The sequence below is a fragment of the Rickettsiella endosymbiont of Xylota segnis genome, assembly GCF_964019545.1.
GTDB lineage: Bacteria > Pseudomonadota > Gammaproteobacteria > Diplorickettsiales > Diplorickettsiaceae > Aquirickettsiella.
The window spans coordinates 325,106-343,755 of the sequence record NZ_OZ026451.1 but is presented as its reverse complement, the minus strand read 5'-3'; the positions used below and the strand labels follow the sequence as shown (position 1 = coordinate 343,755).

The 18,650-nt window shown below is 37.9% G+C and carries 17 protein-coding genes; 8 read left to right on the top strand and 9 right to left on the bottom strand.

Annotation, left to right across the window (positions count from 1 at the left end):
- Window positions 1-125: 125 nt before the first annotated feature.
- Entirely contained in the window at window positions 126-1,208 is a 1,083-nt protein-coding gene (locus tag AACL18_RS01585) for a ribonucleotide-diphosphate reductase subunit beta (RefSeq protein ID WP_339050931.1), read from the top strand.
- 47 nt (window positions 1,209-1,255) lie between these two features.
- Here AACL18_RS01585 and AACL18_RS01580 read toward each other — a convergent pair whose 3' ends face one another.
- From AACL18_RS01580 to AACL18_RS01565, 4 genes are read right to left on the bottom strand one after another with little or no spacing between them, the layout of a single operon-like run.
- Window positions 1,256-2,245 (bottom strand): hypothetical protein, encoded by a 990-nt coding sequence (locus AACL18_RS01580; RefSeq protein WP_339050929.1) that lies wholly within the window; start codon window positions 2,243-2,245, stop codon window positions 1,256-1,258.
- A 51-nt stretch (window positions 2,246-2,296) separates the two neighbouring features.
- Window positions 2,297-3,130 carry a metal ABC transporter permease gene (locus AACL18_RS01575; RefSeq protein WP_339050927.1) on the bottom strand — a complete coding sequence of 278 codons (834 nt, stop codon included), beginning with the start codon at window positions 3,128-3,130 and terminating at the stop codon, window positions 2,297-2,299.
- Window positions 3,087-3,899: a metal ABC transporter ATP-binding protein gene (locus AACL18_RS01570; protein WP_339050925.1), complete on the bottom strand. Its 813-nt coding sequence runs from the start codon at window positions 3,897-3,899 to the stop codon at window positions 3,087-3,089. The genes AACL18_RS01575 and AACL18_RS01570 overlap by 44 nt, the downstream gene beginning before the upstream one ends.
- Entirely contained in the window at window positions 3,880-4,755 is an 876-nt protein-coding gene (locus AACL18_RS01565) for a metal ABC transporter solute-binding protein, Zn/Mn family (RefSeq protein ID WP_339050923.1), read from the bottom strand. Before AACL18_RS01565 ends, AACL18_RS01570 begins: the two co-directional genes overlap by 20 nt.
- 204 nt (window positions 4,756-4,959) lie before the next feature.
- On the opposite strand from AACL18_RS01565, the gene AACL18_RS01560 reads away from it, so the two are divergent.
- The 6 genes from AACL18_RS01560 to gcvPB all read left to right on the top strand — a co-directional run bounded on the left by AACL18_RS01560 (window position 4,960) and on the right by gcvPB (window position 11,287).
- The gene (locus tag AACL18_RS01560; protein ID WP_339050921.1) at window positions 4,960-5,820 is read left to right on the top strand and encodes a ParA family protein; all 861 of its coding nucleotides are present in this window, start codon (window positions 4,960-4,962) and stop codon (window positions 5,818-5,820) included.
- Window positions 5,817-6,683, top strand: a complete 867-nt coding sequence (locus tag AACL18_RS01555; RefSeq protein ID WP_339050919.1) for a ParB/RepB/Spo0J family partition protein — start codon at window positions 5,817-5,819, stop codon at window positions 6,681-6,683. The genes AACL18_RS01560 and AACL18_RS01555 overlap by 4 nt, the downstream gene beginning before the upstream one ends.
- Window positions 6,684-6,949: 266 nt before the next feature.
- Window positions 6,950-8,038, top strand: a complete 1,089-nt coding sequence (gcvT, locus tag AACL18_RS01550) for a glycine cleavage system aminomethyltransferase GcvT (protein ID WP_339050916.1) — start codon at window positions 6,950-6,952, stop codon at window positions 8,036-8,038.
- A 28-nt stretch (window positions 8,039-8,066) separates the two neighbouring features.
- Window positions 8,067-8,459, top strand: a complete 393-nt coding sequence (gene gcvH / locus AACL18_RS01545) for a glycine cleavage system protein GcvH (protein WP_339050914.1) — start codon at window positions 8,067-8,069, stop codon at window positions 8,457-8,459.
- 1 nt (window position 8,460) lies between these two features.
- Window positions 8,461-9,822, top strand: a complete 1,362-nt coding sequence (gene gcvPA, locus AACL18_RS01540; protein WP_339050912.1) for an aminomethyl-transferring glycine dehydrogenase subunit GcvPA — start codon at window positions 8,461-8,463, stop codon at window positions 9,820-9,822.
- 13 nt (window positions 9,823-9,835) lie between these two features.
- Window positions 9,836-11,287: an aminomethyl-transferring glycine dehydrogenase subunit GcvPB gene (gene gcvPB, locus AACL18_RS01535; RefSeq protein ID WP_339050910.1), complete on the top strand. Its 1,452-nt coding sequence runs from the start codon at window positions 9,836-9,838 to the stop codon at window positions 11,285-11,287.
- Window positions 11,288-11,318: 31 nt separating this feature from the next.
- On the opposite strand, the gene folP is transcribed toward gcvPB, so the two are convergent.
- Complete coding sequence (gene folP, locus AACL18_RS01530; RefSeq protein ID WP_339050908.1) at window positions 11,319-12,662, bottom strand: dihydropteroate synthase; 1,344 nt, start codon at window positions 12,660-12,662, stop codon at window positions 11,319-11,321.
- Between the two features lie 106 nt (window positions 12,663-12,768).
- Between folP and rpoD the strand changes: the two genes are divergently transcribed.
- On the top strand, window positions 12,769-14,700 hold the full coding sequence (gene rpoD, locus AACL18_RS01525; protein WP_339050906.1) for an RNA polymerase sigma factor RpoD: 1,932 nt from the start codon (window positions 12,769-12,771) through the stop codon (window positions 14,698-14,700).
- A 58-nt stretch (window positions 14,701-14,758) separates the two neighbouring features.
- Here rpoD and AACL18_RS01520 read toward each other — a convergent pair whose 3' ends face one another.
- From AACL18_RS01520 to AACL18_RS01505, 4 genes are all read right to left on the bottom strand, one after another.
- The gene (locus tag AACL18_RS01520; RefSeq protein ID WP_339050905.1) at window positions 14,759-15,841 is read right to left on the bottom strand and encodes a hypothetical protein; all 1,083 of its coding nucleotides are present in this window, start codon (window positions 15,839-15,841) and stop codon (window positions 14,759-14,761) included.
- A gap of 264 nt (window positions 15,842-16,105) precedes the next feature.
- Entirely contained in the window at window positions 16,106-17,371 is a 1,266-nt protein-coding gene (locus AACL18_RS01515; RefSeq protein WP_339050904.1) for a Y-family DNA polymerase, read from the bottom strand.
- Between the two features lie 2 nt (window positions 17,372-17,373).
- On the bottom strand, window positions 17,374-17,796 hold the full coding sequence (locus tag AACL18_RS01510) for a translesion error-prone DNA polymerase V autoproteolytic subunit (RefSeq protein ID WP_339050903.1): 423 nt from the start codon (window positions 17,794-17,796) through the stop codon (window positions 17,374-17,376).
- A 366-nt stretch (window positions 17,797-18,162) separates the two neighbouring features.
- Entirely contained in the window at window positions 18,163-18,633 is a 471-nt protein-coding gene (locus AACL18_RS01505) for a hypothetical protein (protein WP_339050902.1), read from the bottom strand.
- Window positions 18,634-18,650: the final 17 nt, after the last annotated feature.

Sequence of the window (18,650 nt, the reverse complement as noted above, 5' to 3'; positions counted from 1 at the left end):
TTTTGTCAAGGCGCCGTGAGAATGAGCAACCGCAGTGTATATAACATACATGAGGATTGCGAATTGAGCGGCAACACCGACAAAAATTCAAGTGCGAAGAGTATATTAAAGAGGATCCTAAAGCGATGAGTACTACTGAACATGCAGCCGGTGGTTTTACCGGTCTAGAAACACTAGAAATAGGCGCAGCACGCGTGCAAGTCGATGATAAAAAAATCATCAATTGTCGCGCTGATCTCAATCAATTAGTCCCATTTAAGTATAAATGGGCCTGGGAAAAATACTTAGCCGCCTGCGCTAATCATTGGATGCCACAAGAAGTTAACATGTCCGCTGACATTGCATTATGGCGCGATACAAAAGGATTAAGTGAAGATGAACGTTTGATCATAGAACGCAGTTTAGGTTTTTTTTCAACCGCTGATTCTCTGGTTGCGAATAATCTGGTTTTAGCCGTCTACCGTCATATTACCAATCCAGAATGCCGACAATACTTACTAAGACAAGCTTTTGAAGAAGCTCTGCATACGCATGCTTATCAATATGTCATAGAAAGTTTAGGGATGGATGAAGCGCGCCTGTTTAATATGTATCGCGAATTACCTACCGTAGCCAAAAAAACCGAATGGGCTCTTCCTTTTACGCAAAGCTTAGCCGATCCTAATTTTCGTACTGGCACGCCCGAAAATGATCAACGTTTATTGCGCGATTTAATTGCTTTTTATGTGGTGTTTGAAGGCATATTTTTCTATGTCGGTTTTTCACAGATCCTAAGCATGGGTCGACGCAATAAAATGACCGGAACAGCCGAACAATTTCAATATATCTTACGCGATGAATCAATGCATTTAAATTTTGGTATCGATGTCATCAATCAGATTAAATTGGAAAACCCACATTTATGGACACCGGAATTCAAACGCTATGTCATTGATCTCGTGAAAGAAGGCGTCGATCTAGAATATCAATATGCTTTAGATACCATGCCACGTGGCATTCTTGGATTGAATGCTAACATGATGTGGGATTATCTACGTTTCATCGGGAATCGACGTCTCGCACAAATTGGCTTACCTGAACAATATCCTGGTGTTAGCAACCCTTTACCATGGATGAGTGAAATCATCGATCTTAAAAAGGAGAAAAATTTCTTTGAAACGCGCGTAACAGAATATCAAACCGGCGGAAGTTTAAATTGGGATGACTGAATAAAAAATTAATTTTTTATTCAAGAAAATCAATTATGCATAAATTTTTAAAAAGCTTGGCTTAAAGGTAACAGATGAAATTTATTTTTTTCTTGCAACTTAAAAAATAGCTTAATACCTTTTGGCTCATTACCATTGCCATGCACCAGTATGATGCTTCCTGGCTTAGGTGATTGACCTTTGGCTAACCAAGCATTACTGGCTATGGGAATTAAACCAAACTGTCGGAGCTCTAAAACAAGACATTTACTTGAAACAAGTCCTGGAAAACGAAAAAAAACTGAAGGTGTTTGGCCATGAGTAATTAATAATTTTTCGGTATCAAGAATCTCATGCGAAATATTCGTTGATGGCGTTAACAGAAAATTTTCTCTAAGCGGAACCTCCACGTAATAGGGATGATGAAAAGAGTGATCAATCCAAGTGATATGTAGTGTATTCAATTTCTGTTGTTGGAGTAACCAAGCAAATTCCTTTTGATGATGAATTGCCCATAACCCAGATATACCAATACCTAAGGGAACAACCTGCCCAGTTTGCTTAGTTTGTATAACAAGACTTTGAAAAAAAGTTTTCTCAAAAGACTTTTTTGAAGGACACATATCTACTGTGAGAAAAACACCCTCTAGTAGATGATCCGTATGCGTAATTCCATAATTTTGCAATGGATATGGCGGAGAAGTATAACGGATAAGTGCTTTAACATAAGGCGTATTTTTAATCTCTAAGGGTAAATAGTGATTGTAATAATTTAAGCCATTAACTTGAGGAATATTTTTTAAACTAATAGAAGAAAATGGAACAATCTCAGTTGCAAAATTGTAGGGATTGACAAGTAATAAATAAGGTTTTTTTCCTAGATGGTACATACGAATAGCAATTCGCAATGAAGCATGCTTATTGTAACCAAATGCAAAAATAGAATGGTAATTAGTAATCAGCGGATTGTTAGCGGCAAATAGTTTACTGTAAGAGCTTCCTACCAATAAAATGGCCATCAAAATTAAAGCGAAAAAAAAATTTTTAACCGTTAGCATAATAAAAAAAACTCGCCATTCTATAAAAAAACATTAAAAGTTAATAGTATATTACATAGGTCTATTTATTGATCTTCCTAGATAACTGAGAAAATAATTACCAGCAGCCAATGCACTAATCCAAAACGGAATAGGCCAATCGGTAACAAATGATAAAATAATACCCAACCATACGATTAGGATACCAAACAGCACGGTTAAAAATAAACCACTTAAAATACGGTGCGTCCAATTTAAAGCGGCTGCAGCAGGTCCTATCAATAAAGTAAATACTAAAAGCACACCGACTACTTGACTGGCTTCAGTTACAGCAACTGCCACGATGATCATAAATAAAATAGAAATCAGTGGTAACGAAACGCCTTTTGCTTCGGCTAACTCCGGTTCTAAGCTAGCAAATAATAATGGTCTTGCAATGATACCTAAGCCTAGCAAGCTGAAAACAGAATAGATCAACATCATCTTTATTAAATGCGCTGAAACACCCAAAAGATTACCAAATAATATCGTCATCGCTTGTGCAGCGTAACTGGTATAAAAATGTAAAAATAACACGCCCAATCCTAGTGCTAAAGCCAGAATAATACCGATAGCTACATCACTTTTACTAATTCGGTGCCCCAAACTACCCATACCAATAGCGGCTAATATTGTCAAAATTAACTGCCCACTGACCGGCATTAAACCAATTAAACCTGCGCCGGTCGCTCCAGCAAAACCAATGTGCCCTAAGGCATGACCAGCAAAAGCCAACCTCCTGATAACCATAAAATAACCGACGAAACTGGCTAATACCGCTGCAATCGTACCTGCTATAAGTGCGTTACGTAAAAAATGATATTCAAACAGAGAAATGATCAAGGTCGGGTCGACAATGGTTGACATGATGGTGGAATCCTAATTCTTTATTTATGACAAAAAGTTGCTGTTCATGCTGAATAACTTGTATATCCAATCCATAAAGCTCACTTAATTTTTTACTATTGATAATTTCATTGACTAAACCTATCACCGCTTTACCTTTTGCCAAATAGAGTACTCTATCTACGCTGGTTAATAGTGGGTTGATGTCATGCGAAGTAAACAATATGGTAATACCATATTGCAAACGGATATCATCAATTAAACTGACCAACGTGGCTTGATAATAAGGATCTAGATTCATTAGTGGCTCATCTAATAATAAAATCTTTGGTTTATTCAATAAAGCTTGAGCTAATAATAAACGTTGTCGTTCCCCTCCTGATAAAAGGCTGTAAGGTCGATTGATAATCTTTTCAGCTTTTACTAACTGAATAACACGTTGTAATTCTTCGGTTTGTTGTGCATTTAAAACGGGCAACCCCCACTGATATCCATTTAAATTTGCGCCTAACCAGGCATAGGCACTCAAACTATTACCGATATTCTGGCGTATTTGTGGCATATAACCAATAAAAGCGGCGCCTTTATGTACTGCTTGTCCGAATACTGAGATGTAACCTTGGGATGGAGCGATTAAACCTAATATTGATCGCAGCAAAGTACTTTTTCCGGCACCGTTAGCTCCTAAAATAGCAACAAACTCACCTGTATCGATACTTGCAGTGAAATCCTGAAAAATACAGCGTTGTCCATAGGCAAGGCTAAGTTGTTTAAATTCGATGGCGTTCATTCAAAGCCTGCTCCACTTGTTTTAATTGATTCTGCATCCACTGATAGTAAGTAGACTGCATAGGTTGTGTTTCCATCACACCTATGATTGGAATTCCAAAAAACTTAGCCTGTTGTAATAATTGCAATACCAAAGGACTACTCACTTGACTATTATAAAATACTAATTTGACTCGATGCTGTTGCAACTGACGTTGAAACTCTTGTACTTGTTTAGGACTAGGATCCACCCCGTTCATCATGCTGAGTTGAAACGGAATTCCTTGCATACGAAATCCTAAAGCCTGTGCCATATATCCAAACACAGGCTCTGTCGCAATAACCGAAACACCCTTGTGTTGAACTTTAATTTTTTTTATCAGTCGCCATAAATGTTGCTGTTGTGCAATAAACTGTTGGTAATGCGCTTGATATTCCTTCTGATGATCGGGGTCGTGCTTAATCAAATAATCGCGCAATGCCGTAGCATAAACGGGCATAGTATCCGGATCATACCAAATATGAGGATTAGCCCCTTCTTTTCTATGTATTAAATCAGCAACGCAAATAACGGTTCTTGGTGAAGCTGTTCCAACACTCAATAAATTCTGCATCCAAGGATCATAGCCCAAGCCATTATAAACAATTAGATCTCCTTGCTCCAAAATCTTAGCCACACTGGGCGTTAAATTAAATAAATGTGGATCTTGATCGGGTTGATTAAGAATGCTCGTGACTTGGACATAATTTCCACCGATTTGTTTTGCAACAGAACCATAAAAATTCTCAGCGGCGATAATGTGAATGGGTTTTGCTATACTAGGTGTTGTAGAGCCGATTGCCAATAGCAAGGCTAAGGCTTGGAAAAATTTCAACATGAAAAACCCTTTTATTCAACGAAAAATTCTCGTTATGGATAATGCAAATTAGCAAGTTTGCATTGAGCCGTTATACTATACTCACAGCAATAGGATTTTTGACAAATACCGTGAAGAGATTGTGCCGATCAGCAGCAACGAGTCAAAATTCAAATGCGACGAGTATACTATACCAAACTTGTCAAGATAGATTATGGGGCTTTTATGGGTAAAATTATCGCTATCGTAAATCAAAAAGGGGGCGTGGGGAAAACCACAACGTGTATTAACCTTGCTGCATCGATGGCTTTGTTAGAACAAAAAACACTGCTAATAGACCTTGATCCTCAAGCCAATGCAACCACCGGCAGTCTTTTACAAAAAGATCTCAGCCCGCATATTGCACAAGTACTTCTAGATGAAGTTCCAATAGAACAGAGTCTCGTCGTTACTCCAGCAAATTATACACTTATTCCTGGCTCTGGGGATTTAACACAGACTGAAATTCAATTATTAAAAATAGAACAACGTGAATATATACTCAAAAAAAAGCTAAGTTTACTAATCGAAGCTTATGACTATATTTTGCTAGATTGCCCGCCGTCTTTAAATATACTGACTGTTAATGCTTTAGTAGCCGCTCAATTTGTCATTATCCCTGTACAATGTGAATATTTTGCTTTAGAAGGCTTAAGCAATTTGATGAATACATTGCAGAGTTTACGCGCAACGGTCAATCCGCATTTACAAATCCATGGCATACTTCGTACACTATTTGATGGCCGAAATAGTCTAGCCAAACAGGTTTCCGAAGAATTAGTTATGCATTTTAAAGATAAAATGTATACCACACTGATCCCTCGCAATATTCGACTCGCAGAAGCACCTAGTCATGGACAACCGGCTTTATTGTATGATCCCCAATCAAATGGTAGTCATGCCTATTTAAGTTTAGCCAAGGAAGTATTAACACGAGATGGATGCCCTATTCCACTTGTGGGCTCACCTACAGATATACCCTCGAACGTTTTTTTAAAAAAACGTTCGTATTATGAAAAATCTCCGTCCGTCGAACAGGTAATATGATGAAAAAATCGCGCTTAGGTCGAAATCTTGACATGTTATTAAGTGGACAACCTTTTGAAGATTTAGTGCAAACAGCTAATCCTCGCAAAGAAGAGTTACGTTATTTACCGATTGAATGGCTACAAGCCGGTCGTTATCAACCTAGAAGAGAATTTGCTAAAGAAGCATTAGAAGATCTAGCCAATTCAATTCGCACACAAGGCATAATCAACCCTATCGTGGTACGTCTTATCGGCGAAAATTGTTATGAAATTATTGCCGGTGAACGTCGTTGGCGCGCTGCTCAACTCGCAAATCTCAATGAAGTACCTGTATTAATCAAGGTAATCTCAGATGAGACGGCACTGGCTATTTCTTTGATAGAAAATATTCAACGTCAAGATTTGAATCCCTTGGAAGAAGCGGAAGGTATACAACGACTTATTAACGAATTCAAATTAACACATCAAGAAATTGCCAAAACCTTAGGTCGCTCACGCACTGCCATTACGAATTTATTACGCTTATTAGGTTTAACTCCGCAAGTAAAGCTTTTATTGCAACAAGGCCAACTCGAAATGGGTCATGCTAGAGCTTTGTTAAGTCTATCCGGTAACTTACAAATTCAAGCTGCTGAAAAAATTATAAAAAATAAATTGTCTGTTCGTGAAACCGAACGTTTAGTTCAAAATCAGGCTTATATTAACCCGGAAATCACCATCCCATTAAAAATTGATGCTGATGTGCAGCAACTCGAACGTAAATTATCAGAAACATTAGGTGCCAGAGTTTATTTTAAACAAACAGCTAAAGGAAAGGGTCAACTTATCATCCATTATAATAGTTTAGAAGAATTAGATGGGATTCTGTCTCATCTGAACTAATTTCTCTGTAACAACTAATAAAAAATTACCGCCTAGGCGAGCGATTGTAATGAAGGCCGTTCATAGTTTCGTATTTCCTAAATATTGCCGCGCGTTTCGCGCTCGCAATGACAGGTAAATGATTATCTAGCAAAGCTGATTAAACCATTCTTTTGCCTAGTGCTAGTCATGAAATCCCTATTTTATATAAGATTATTCTCGAACTATAGTAATTTATCGCCCACAAGTTATAATTGGGCATTGAAAAATTAGCAAATGGCAAACCAATGGAAAATAAAACAGTTCTTCATGGACAACATAAAAAAAACGGAGCAATACTCGTCAATTTTGCAGGTTGGCTAATGCCTCTGCATTATGGCTCTCAAATACAAGAGCACCATGTCGTCAGACAAGATAGCGGCTTATTTGATGTTTCGCATATGTTAGCCGTCGATATTGCTGGGGAAAATGCAATTCATTATCTCAGTTTTTTATTGGCAAATAATCCGCAACGTCTTATTCCAGGAAAAGCTTTATATACCTGCATGTTAAATAATGTGGGTGGAATTTTGGATGATTTAATCGTTTATCAACTTTCGAAACAACTTTATCGCATCGTCATCAATGCTGGAAATCGACTATCCGATCTCGATTGGATGAAAAAGCAAGCTCAACATTTTTCTTCTATTTCTATCCTTGAACGCACCGATCTCGCAATTATTGCCATTCAAGGCCCTCATGCAATATTAAAAGCAAATAATGCTTTTGATTTACATCAACAATCTCTAATAAAAGAATTAAAACCTTTCCATTGTGTTCAGCACGATAATTGGTGCATCGCAAGAACAGGTTACACCGGTGAAGATGGCCTAGAGGTGATCTTACCGATACACGAAGCTGAAGGCTTCTGGCAACGTTTAATTGAGTGTGGTAACAAACCATGTGGATTAGGTGCACGCGATACCTTGCGTCTAGAAGCTGGATTAAATTTGCATGGCGCCGATATGGATGTCACAACAACTCCTTTAGAATCCAACCTCGCTTGGACAATTGCCTGGGATCCTAGTGATCGAGACTTTATGGGGCGTCAGGCACTAATCAAACAACTAGAAAACCCTTCGCGTAAATTAGTGGGTTTAGTATTAGAAGAAAAAGGTCGCATCTTACGTAACCATCAAAAAATTATTACTTCCGAAGGAGAGGGTGAAATTACTAGTGGAAGTTATTCTCCTACGTTAGGCAGTTCTATTGCTTTTGCTAGAATACCTTACGCGCATAACGAAAATTATTGTGATGTTATCATGGGCACCAAACAATATCAGGCACGCATCATTAAACCTCCCTTTATACGAAAAGGAAAAAAAACTTTTATTTAAGCAATTGATTTTTTAAAGAGTGACTATCATGAAAAAACTATCCGAATTATTAAAATATACAGCAACTCATGAGTGGGTTCGTATCGAAGAAAATAATATCGTCTGTATTGGAATTACCGCGCATGCTCAAGAATTGTTAGGTGATATTGTCTATGTTGAATTACCTGTCATTAAAAAGATTTTTAAAAAAAGTGAGGAAGCCTGTGTTTTAGAATCTGTAAAAGCTGCTGCTGATGTGTATGCTCCTCTTTCTGGCGTAGTCACTGAAATCAATACAGCATTGAGTGATAAGCCTCAACTGATCAACTTAGACTCTTACGACCAAGGATGGTTATTTCGACTTCAGTTTTCAGATGCAAGTGAATTAGAAAATTTATTGGACTTTGTCACTTACCAACAACAAATTTTAGTTGAGGCTTAACATGCCATTCATTCCTCACACTGAAGTCGAAGTGCAAGAAATGCTGGCTATGTTAGGTGTGCATGCCATCGATGATCTTTTTGATGAAATTCCATCTCATTTAAAAAATGCAGAATTAAATCATGTTTCTTCAGGTTTAACTGAAATGGAAATGACACGTATAACAGAACAACGTGGTCAAGAAAATAGAAAAGGACTTTGTTTTATTGGTGCGGGTGCCTACGAACATCATATCCCAGCCGCAGTTTGGGATATTACGAGTCGTGGTGAATTTATGACGGCTTATACGCCCTATCAAGCGGAAGCGAGTCAAGGAACCTTGCAATTGATCTATGAATATCAAACCATGATGGCAAGTCTAACGGGTATGGATTATTCCAACGCTTCACTTTATGACGGTGCTTCTGCTTTAGCTGAAGCGGTTTTGATGGCGATTAGAGCCAACAAAAAAACATTATCTGCAAAAATACTAATCCCACGTAGCTTACACCCTCATTATCGACAAACCTTAAAGGCTATTGTTACTCAACAATCTATCGAGCTTATTGATCTTCCTTACTGCCCAGAACAGGGTAAAACTTTATTATCCACACTTGAAAACTGCGAACAACAAGATATTTGTGCTTTAGTGATACCTCAACCTAATTTTTTTGGTTGCTTAGAAGAAGTTGATCAATTAACTGAATGGGCACATGCTAAACAGGCTTTTGTCATTGCTGTCACCAATCCCATTAGTTTGGCTTTGCTTAAGGAGCCGGGAAGTTGGGGTAAGCAAGGTGCTGATATTGTATGCGGTGAAGGACAATCACTGGGTGTGCCACTTGCAGGTGGTGGACCTTACTTTGGCTTTATGTGTTGCAAAAAAGAATGGTTGCGACAAATGCCGGGCAGAATTGTCGGTCGCACCGTTGATAAAAACGGTAAGCCAGGATTTACATTAACACTACAAGCACGTGAACAACACATACGACGTGCTAAAGCGACTTCGAATATTTGCACTAACCAAGGTTTATTAGTCACAGCAGCAACAATTTACATGAGTCTGTTAGGTCCTGTGGGTTTACAAAAAGTCGCGTCAGCATCTCATTACCATGCTCAGCAACTCGCTGATCTATTAACCCAAATACCCGGTGTAAAATTAATTTTTAATACTCCATTTTTTCACGAGTTTATTATTCGTTTACCTAAACCAGTTTCTGGCTTATTACGTGATTTAGCAAAATTAGGAATTCACGGAGGATATGATCTGTCAACCTTTTATCCTGAATTAGGCCATGCTTTGTTGATTTGTGTTACTGAAACTAAAAACCATGATGACCTAACCAGATATCAACAAGAATTATTCACATTACTTACCGTATAACGTAAAAATTTTTATGCTTATTTTTGAATTAAGTCAAACAGGCCGTACTGCAAAAGCGCAAATCCCTTCGAATTTACCGCAGAATAAATTTTCTTGTATACCCGAAAATTTATTGAGAAAAACAGAAATTTTTTTACCTGAAGTTTCTGAATTACAAGTGGTACGACATTTTACATGTCTATCACAAAAAAATTTTTCGATTGATACGAATTTCTATCCCTTAGGATCTTGTACAATGAAGTACAATCCACGTGGTGTGCATCGTTTGGTATCATCGCCTGCTTTTCTTAACCAACATCCTTTGTTGCCTGCAGAAAGTTGCCAAGGCACTTTACGTTGCTTGTATGAATTTCAAAAGATTTTAGAAGATATAACCGGGATGTGTGGCGTTTCTTTAACCCCTATGGCAGGTGCTCAAGGTGAATTTGCCGGTGTTGCCATGATCAAAGCCTATCATGTCTCACGTAATGATCATGATAGAACGGAATTTCTTATCCCAGATGCCGCCCATGGTACCAATCCTGCTTCTGCGGTCATGTGTGGTTATAAGGTTCGTGAAATCCCTACTAATCTTGAAGGCGATTTAGATTTAGCTGCATTGCAAGCCGCAGTTGGACCTCACACTGCGGGAATCATGCTAACTAATCCTTCAACCTTAGGAATATTTGAAAGACAAATTGAACAGATTGCTCACATTATCCACCAAGCAGGTGGTTTACTTTATTATGATGGCGCTAACCTGAATGCGATATTAGGTAAAGTTCGGCCTGGTGATATGGGCTTTGATGTCATGCACCTCAACTTACATAAAACTTTTGCCACACCCCATGGTGGCGGCGGTCCTGGTGCGGGACCCGTTGCTGTTGGAAAACGTCTCCTACCATTTTTACCCATCCCAACCGTTATTTTCGAAAATAATTGTTATCGATGGCTCGATCTACCCGATCGACCACAAAGTATTGGTCGCTTATCTACGTTTATGGGAAATACCGGTATTCTTTTACGCGCTTATGTCTATGCTCGATTATTAGGGCGCGAAGGATTAAAGCGCGTATCAGAAATCGCTACGCTGAATGCCAATTATTTACTTAAACGATTACAACAAATTGGATATATTCCTGCTTTTCCACAACGACGTGCTAGTCATGAATTTATTTTGACGCTAAAAACTTTAGCCAAACAATTTAACATTACAGCGATGGATGTGGGTAAACGTTTGCTTGATTTTGGTTTTCATGCACCCACAACCTATTTTCCTTTACTCGTTCCTGAATGCTTATTGATAGAACCTACGGAAACTGAGTCAAAGCAGGAATTGGATCAATTTATAATGGCTATGAAAAAAATCCTTATCGAAGCAAAAGAAAATCCGACGCATTTAAATAATGCGCCACATAATTTAAGTCTACAACGTTTAGATGATGTGAAAGCAGTACGAGAATTAGATCTTATCTGGGAAAATTAATTTTCTTGCACCCATGATTGATTTAGTTCTGCTATACAGTTACTAACTCATCCTTCGAAATAAGTTGTGTTGCCATAGCAATAGCTTCTGAATTTAAACCCACATTGTGAACACGCAAATAATTTACACCCTGCGCTGCTAATTGATAGGACACCATCGCGGTTTCAAAGTCTCTGTCTGGAAAAGGTTTTTCTGTTATTAAATTTAGAAAAGATTTTCGTGAATGCCCTACCAAGATAGGACAATTTAAACGTCGAAATTGTTTAATATTTTTCAACAAAAAAATAGATTGTTGAGATGTTTTACCAAAACCGATGCCAATATCAAAAATGAGTTGGTTTGCATCGACACCGGCATCAAGTAATTCATCGAAACGTTGCTCTGTCCAATCTAATATTTGCTCACAAATATTAGGGTGTGAAGCCAACACGACATTTTTTTGCGCCGGAACACCAAGATTGTGCATAACAACACACTTCACAGAGCTGCCTGCGGCCAATGTGCGCATGTTTGGATCAACAAACCCACTCACATCATTTATCCAATCAATACCTAATTGCATCGCTTTTTCTGCTACGATGGAATGTCGCGTATCGATACTAATTTTTGGTTTAAATGCCCATTGTTTACACTGTTCTTTTAATGCTGTTAAAACAGGTTTTAACAGCCCCCACTCGGTTTCTGGTAAAACCGGCGTAGCACCTGGCCGTGTCGATTCGGCTCCTATATCCAACACTTCTGCCCCCTCACGCACCAATTTTTCTGCTTGAGCCAGTGCATTAGATACGGTTATAAATTTACCTCCATCAGAAAAAGAATCAGGCGTTATATTTAATATTCCAACTAAGGCACTTCCTTCTAAACGATGTGGAAGCTGTTTGGTCCCGCAGGGTGCTAACTCTCCGGTATAACGTGAACCCCAACGTTTTAATAGTTCAGTAAGTTCAGAACTGGGATGCTGCCAATCCGGCCACAAATCCAACAATGGCCATAAAGCAAAAGGTCTAGATAATAATTCGGTGTGGGGGATTTTTAGCCCGATTTGATCAATCACACAATTATCCCAAGCTAAAATATCAATATCAATAATTCGTGGTGCCCAACGTTGGTTTTCTTCTCTACCAAGCTGGCGCTCAATTTGCTTAATAAGCTTCAACACCTCTAATGGAGACAAATCTGTTTCACAGGCAACTGCTAGATTTAAAAAAGGTCTATTCCAAGCCACAGGTGCATAAGCAGGAAGTAGTGCTGATGAGCTATAAAGTGGAGAAATTTGTAAAGGTGCAATCTTCCGTGATTTTTGTAATAATTGCAGCCCTAAGCGTAGGTTGTTTAAACTATCGCCCAAGTTTGTACCTAAACTGAGTATTAGCATATTTTTTGCCTTAAAGGGCTTGCCTTTTCTACGTTAAAGGTTTATAGGTTTATCTTAATTAGGTATATAATAAAATTATTACTTTCCCAAGAGGTCAAGCGCAGCTATGGATTTCGAACAACAACAATCCCGTTTACGAGAGCTTATTGCACACGGTAAAAAGCAAGGATTTGTCACTTACGCTGAAATCAATGACCATCTGTTGGAAGATATTATCTCTGAAGCCGAGCAAGAGCAACTGCAGCTCGATGAAATTATCTTGATGCTCAATGATATCGGCATACCTGTTTATGAAGTTCCGCCCGACATGGAAACTTTGCTTTCTTCGAGCATAACCAACAACTCATCAGAGGAAGAAAGCAGCTCAGAAAACACTAATATTTTAGGTAATATTGCGGCCGAGTTAGGTCGGACAACGGATCCAGTACGTATGTATATGCGTGAAATGGGCACCGTTGAACTGCTCACACGCGAAGGTGAAATTAAACTTGCTAAACGCATTGAAGAAGGTTTACAAGCGATACTCTCTGCACTCACACAATATCCAGAAAATGTTTTCGATATACTGAGCGATTTTACGCGTTATGAACAACAAGAAATCCGTTTAAATGACATTATTAGTGGATTTCTCGATCTAGAAGAATTATCCATCCCACTTGAATTGCCACCCGGAAAAAATATTTCGCCTGAAGCGGAAACAGATGATGAAGGTTTTAGTGAAGATAAAAGTATCGATGATAAAGAGACTGATGATGATAGCGATGAAAACAAAGCCAAAAGTGCAACCGATGATGATGAAGGATTTGGCGAACTGGAGGGCGGGCCCGACCCAGAATTAGCACATACTCGTTTTGCTGAATTAAAAACACTTTATGAAGCCTATATTACGACACAAGAAAAATACGGTCGCCACGATAAAAAAACCTTAAAACAAGCCGCCTTATTAGCCGACGCGTTTACTAAATTTAAATTAATTCCACGCCAACTTGATAAATTGACGCGCAAAATGCGTGACTTATTAGATAAAGTTCGCATTCAAGAACGTGTCATCATGCGTTTATGTATTAATGAAGCCAAAATGCCACGCCAACTTTTTATTAGCACTTTTCCCAAAAACGAGACCAATGAAAATTTTCTCAAAAAACACATCAATGCTAAAAAGAGTTATTCGCAAACCTTAAAATCTTTGCATATTCCTGTCACTGCCGCACAAAATAAGTTGCGTGAATTAGAAAAAACAATTGGCATGACAATTGGTGAAATCAAAGAAATCAATCGTCAAATGTCTGCGGGTGAAGCAAAAGCTCGCCGTGCAAAAAAAGAAATGGTTGAAGCCAATCTACGACTTGTTATTTCTATCGCCAAAAAATATACCAACCGTGGTTTACAATTTCTTGATTTAATTCAAGAAGGTAATATTGGTTTAATGAAAGCCGTCGATAAATTTGAATATCGTCGTGGCTATAAATTTTCTACCTATGCCACCTGGTGGATACGACAAGCCATCACGCGCTCCATTGCCGATCAAGCACGAACAATTCGTATCCCCGTGCATATGATTGAAACGATTAATAAGCTGAATCGCATTTCACGACAAATATTACAAGCCACCGGTAAAGAACCCTCTCCTGAAGATCTCAGCAAAAAAATGGGTTTACCGGAAGATAAAATCCGTAAAATTCTTAAAATTGCTAAAGAACCCATTTCAATGGAAACACCCATTGGTGATGAAGATGGTGATTCACATTTAGGTGATTTTATAGAAGATGCAACTGCTCTGTCGCCCATCGATGCCGCTACTATCGAAGGCCTACGCGAAACTGCACAGCGAGTACTGGCATCACTCACACCGCGTGAAGCAAAAGTATTACGCATGCGCTTTGGTATTGATATGAATACCGATCACACATTGGAAGAAGTGGGTAAACAATTTGATGTGACACGTGAACGTATTCGACAAATTGAAGCCAAGGCCTTACGTAAATTACGTCATCCTACTCGTTCAGAACCTTTACGTAGCTTTCTTGATCAAGAATAATAATTAAAACTTTAGCTAAAAAGAGAAGTTAAAAATAACTTCTCTTTTTTTATTAAACTCAATTACATCCCGTTTTAAAAATGGGTTGTTGTTCTTCTAACCGTTCTTCTTTACTAGGCTGAATTGGTTTCACACTCGAAAAAAAACTAGTTGTTGAATCTATCGCTTTCGAACAAATATCTTTTACACTCCTTACCATGTTTCGTGTAACAGGGCTTATTACAGGGATATGCTTAGCGAATGCAAGTGCGGTAACTCCCATGATCAGCATTGGATTTAAATTTACACCGGGGGCTGCTTTATTTGATGAGTTTAAAGGTAAAGCTTCTGTAACGAGTTCAGATCCATTGGCAGAATAACCCATTTGTGATGCAGAAGCAGGCATAGCTAACTGAGATTGTGTATGGTCTTTTCCAGCAATACCAGACTCCGCTTTTAGGCTTTGCCATATATGGTGGCTATCTATTTCAGATCCGTCTCGCTTTTTTCTAGGAGTAATTTCCTGAACCCCCTCATTCCTAGCTCTCGCAGAGCCATCTATACGCTCTTCAAAGCCATTACGTTGGTCCACTATACGAACTATACGTTTATCTCGAATAGCTTCTAGAATTACTCTATCTTTTACACTATTCGGCAATGTAGTTTTCGGGTCATCGAAAAAAAGCCGTGAACCCAGTAAACGTAAGTTGCTTTGGGAAGGAAGCACTCTATCTTCAGATTTTCTGTAAGCCGAGAATTGAAGCATTTCCTTTTTTACATTCTCGTTATTATTATCATTTAAGGCTGTACATAACTTAGAACCAATTAAAACCGGATTGGAATAACACAGAATAACTAAACTCAGCAACTCACGCGGTTCAAATTGTCGAACTTGCAAGTCCCGAAAACCTCGCTCTGCAAACTTATTCCTTACACTTCTAGCTCTATCCAACATTTCTGAGGTATCAATATTATTAACAGAGGGTATCGCATTATACTGAGCCAGTACTGCTATCCAATCTGCGGCTTGATTATTTTCTAATTTTTCAATTAATTGATTAATACTTAAATTAGGTAAATTTTTACTAGAAATTGAACTAATAATATTTTTTAATTCATTTTCTTCATTAGTTGGGATGGTAATCCATAATGTTTCGCTCATAAAATCACTCCTTTTTTTAATCTATTCTTAAATAAAATAACATGTATAACATTTATTTACAAATAAGAATAAAAAAATAATTAATTTTAATATGATTAATTTATTTAAAAAAAACGAATTATTTTATAAAAAAAATAAAAAATTATTTAGATAAAAATAATTCTTCTGATTCCAATTTTCCACCTATAAATTTAAAGACAGTTCATATCGATAGATACAAAGATCTAAAATAAAAATTAAATCCAATTTGTGATCCAGTCTTGATTAGGTCTTTGCATGTACAATTTCTTGCCAATGTGTCGTGTAGCGTGGCGAGCGCTGCCCAGCGCGCATCGCCCAAGAGGTCTGTGCACCACCTTCCGCTGCAAAAAAAAGCGTATGTGAACCAAAAATCTTATTCGTCTCATCCAATACTTTCATTAATGCGAGAGAATGTTGTGAAGTTGACTGAATAAATAGATCATTGGATTGTTGATGACTTGGGATAATATCCATTAATAAAATTCCGGTTTTTTTATAATTAAATCCGGTTTTATACAATTGTTTTAAAACCTGCTGTGCCGCGGTAATTAATACGCGTGTATCATCCGTCGCAGTCACTAAAGAGCACGCTAAACCCTTCATGTATTGCCGATCGCTGATTTTATGCTTATTCGTAGTAATAAACACATAAATGGCTTGCGCTTTACAAGCTTGCTCTCTTAATTTATAAGCAGCACGCGCGGTATAGCGACTCAACGCACTGCTTAAGTCGTGCAGATTAGTTATCGGCTGTCCAAACGAGCGCGAACACATAATCTGCTTTTTAGCTGCTACACTTTCTAAGCCAAGACACGAAACGCCATTGAGCTCGAGAATAATACGCTCAACCACCACACTGAAGCGTCGACGCATTATTTTTGGATTGGCCTGTTGTAAATCAAAAGCAGTTTTAATCGAATAATGATGAAGTTTTTCGGTCAATTTGCGGCCAATTCCCCAAATCTCTTCTATGGGCAGCGTCTTTAATAACGAATCTCGGTGCGGCACCGAACGTAAATCACAAACGCCTGTTTTAATAAGCCGTTTCGCATAAAAATTGGCTACTTTAGCTAAGGTTTTACTAGGCGCTAAGCCTATCGAAATAGGAATACCTGTCCATTGTTTTATTTTTTGGCGAATATCTATTAAGTAAGTGTTTAAATCATAGTGTGAAAAATGATCGAGTTTTAAAAAAGCTTCATCAATGGAATACACTTCCATATCCGGACATAAGCGCCGCAATGAATCCATGACACGTTGCGACATATCCCCATAAAGCGCGTAATTCGAAGAAAAACATTGAATCTGACCGCGTCGTATCAGCTCGCGGTACTTAAAAACGGGTGCGCCCATGGGAATACCTAAGGCTTTTGCTTCATTCGAACGTGAAATAATACAGCCATCATTATTCGATAAAATAATAATAGCTTGTTTTTCTAAGGCCGGGTTAAACACTCGTTCGCAAGAAACATAAAAATTATTACAATCCGCCAACGCAAAGTAAGACATGCTTACACTGGATGAATAACATTGGTGACAATTCCCCAGATACTGACATTATTTTCTTCATTCAATGCAATCGCTGGAAAATCTGGATTTTCTGCTATCAAAACAAATTGTTGATTTTTTAATTTTTTAAGTCGTTTTACCGTTAATTGACCATCAACAACTGCAATCACTACTTTATTATCACGTGGTTCTAAACTACGATCGACAATTAATAGATCACCATCATGAATACCGGCATTAATCATCGATTCGCCTTTAACTCGGACGTAGTAAGTGGCAGCCGGGTGATGAATCAAATACTCATTCAGATCGAGATGGCCCTCTAAAAAATCATCTGCCGGCGAAGGAAATCCGGCATGTACTGCCGATGATAGGTAAGGAATCAGATAAGTATGCGAAATAATACATCGATAAGCACTGGACATGATTTTTTTAAAGTGAAAGTAAATAGTTGTGATGGATAGTTAAGCTCGTCCAATGCTAAGAAACCCATCCATCGCCATGCAAAGATTCTCTCACAGAAAATCGTCATATATCAAATTTATATATAAAAAATTTATTTATTATTTATTTTATGAAACTATAAATGGCTTAAATTATCCGATATAAATAAAACTATCTATAAGAAGATACTGAGCATTGAAGTACAAATTTATTTTTCCTAAATACTAGGAAAATTTAGTCGCATCATAGACAACATACTAGTGCAAATAAAGTTGGTTACGTCAGTATATCCAAGCTTTTTTATAGCGTAGTGATAATTTTTAGCATGCATTTGATGACGTTTTAAATTATCGAGTTTTTTTATTGTTGGGTCCATCATCAGTTTTAGAATTAAAATCGTTCGCCGAATCCGCATTCGCAGAACCCGCAACAGGTTGGAAAAATGTAGCTCTATTTTCCTGTCCTTGCTGTACACCTATATTTTGCTGCGCGTGTGGCATTGGATTTTCTTGAGCAGGATTTTCTCTATTTTGGTTTGCAATGGGCACAGCACGTCTGGGCGTAATAAGTGCTCTAAAAAATAAGCCTGTTGAAATTCCTAAAAGCAATATCGATACACACATATCCCTAATAATTGCTGGGTTTTTCAATACGTTACTTTCAAGTGATTTCACACGATCCCTATCAAACATAGGAGAGTTTAGGGTTACAGCTAATTCATCCATTAATTTAGGATTAATTGATATATGATTGACAAAATAAATTCTCAACAAGAAAATTAAAAATGACATTAAGAATAATACATCCTGTTCTTCCATATGTGACCTCCATTGTT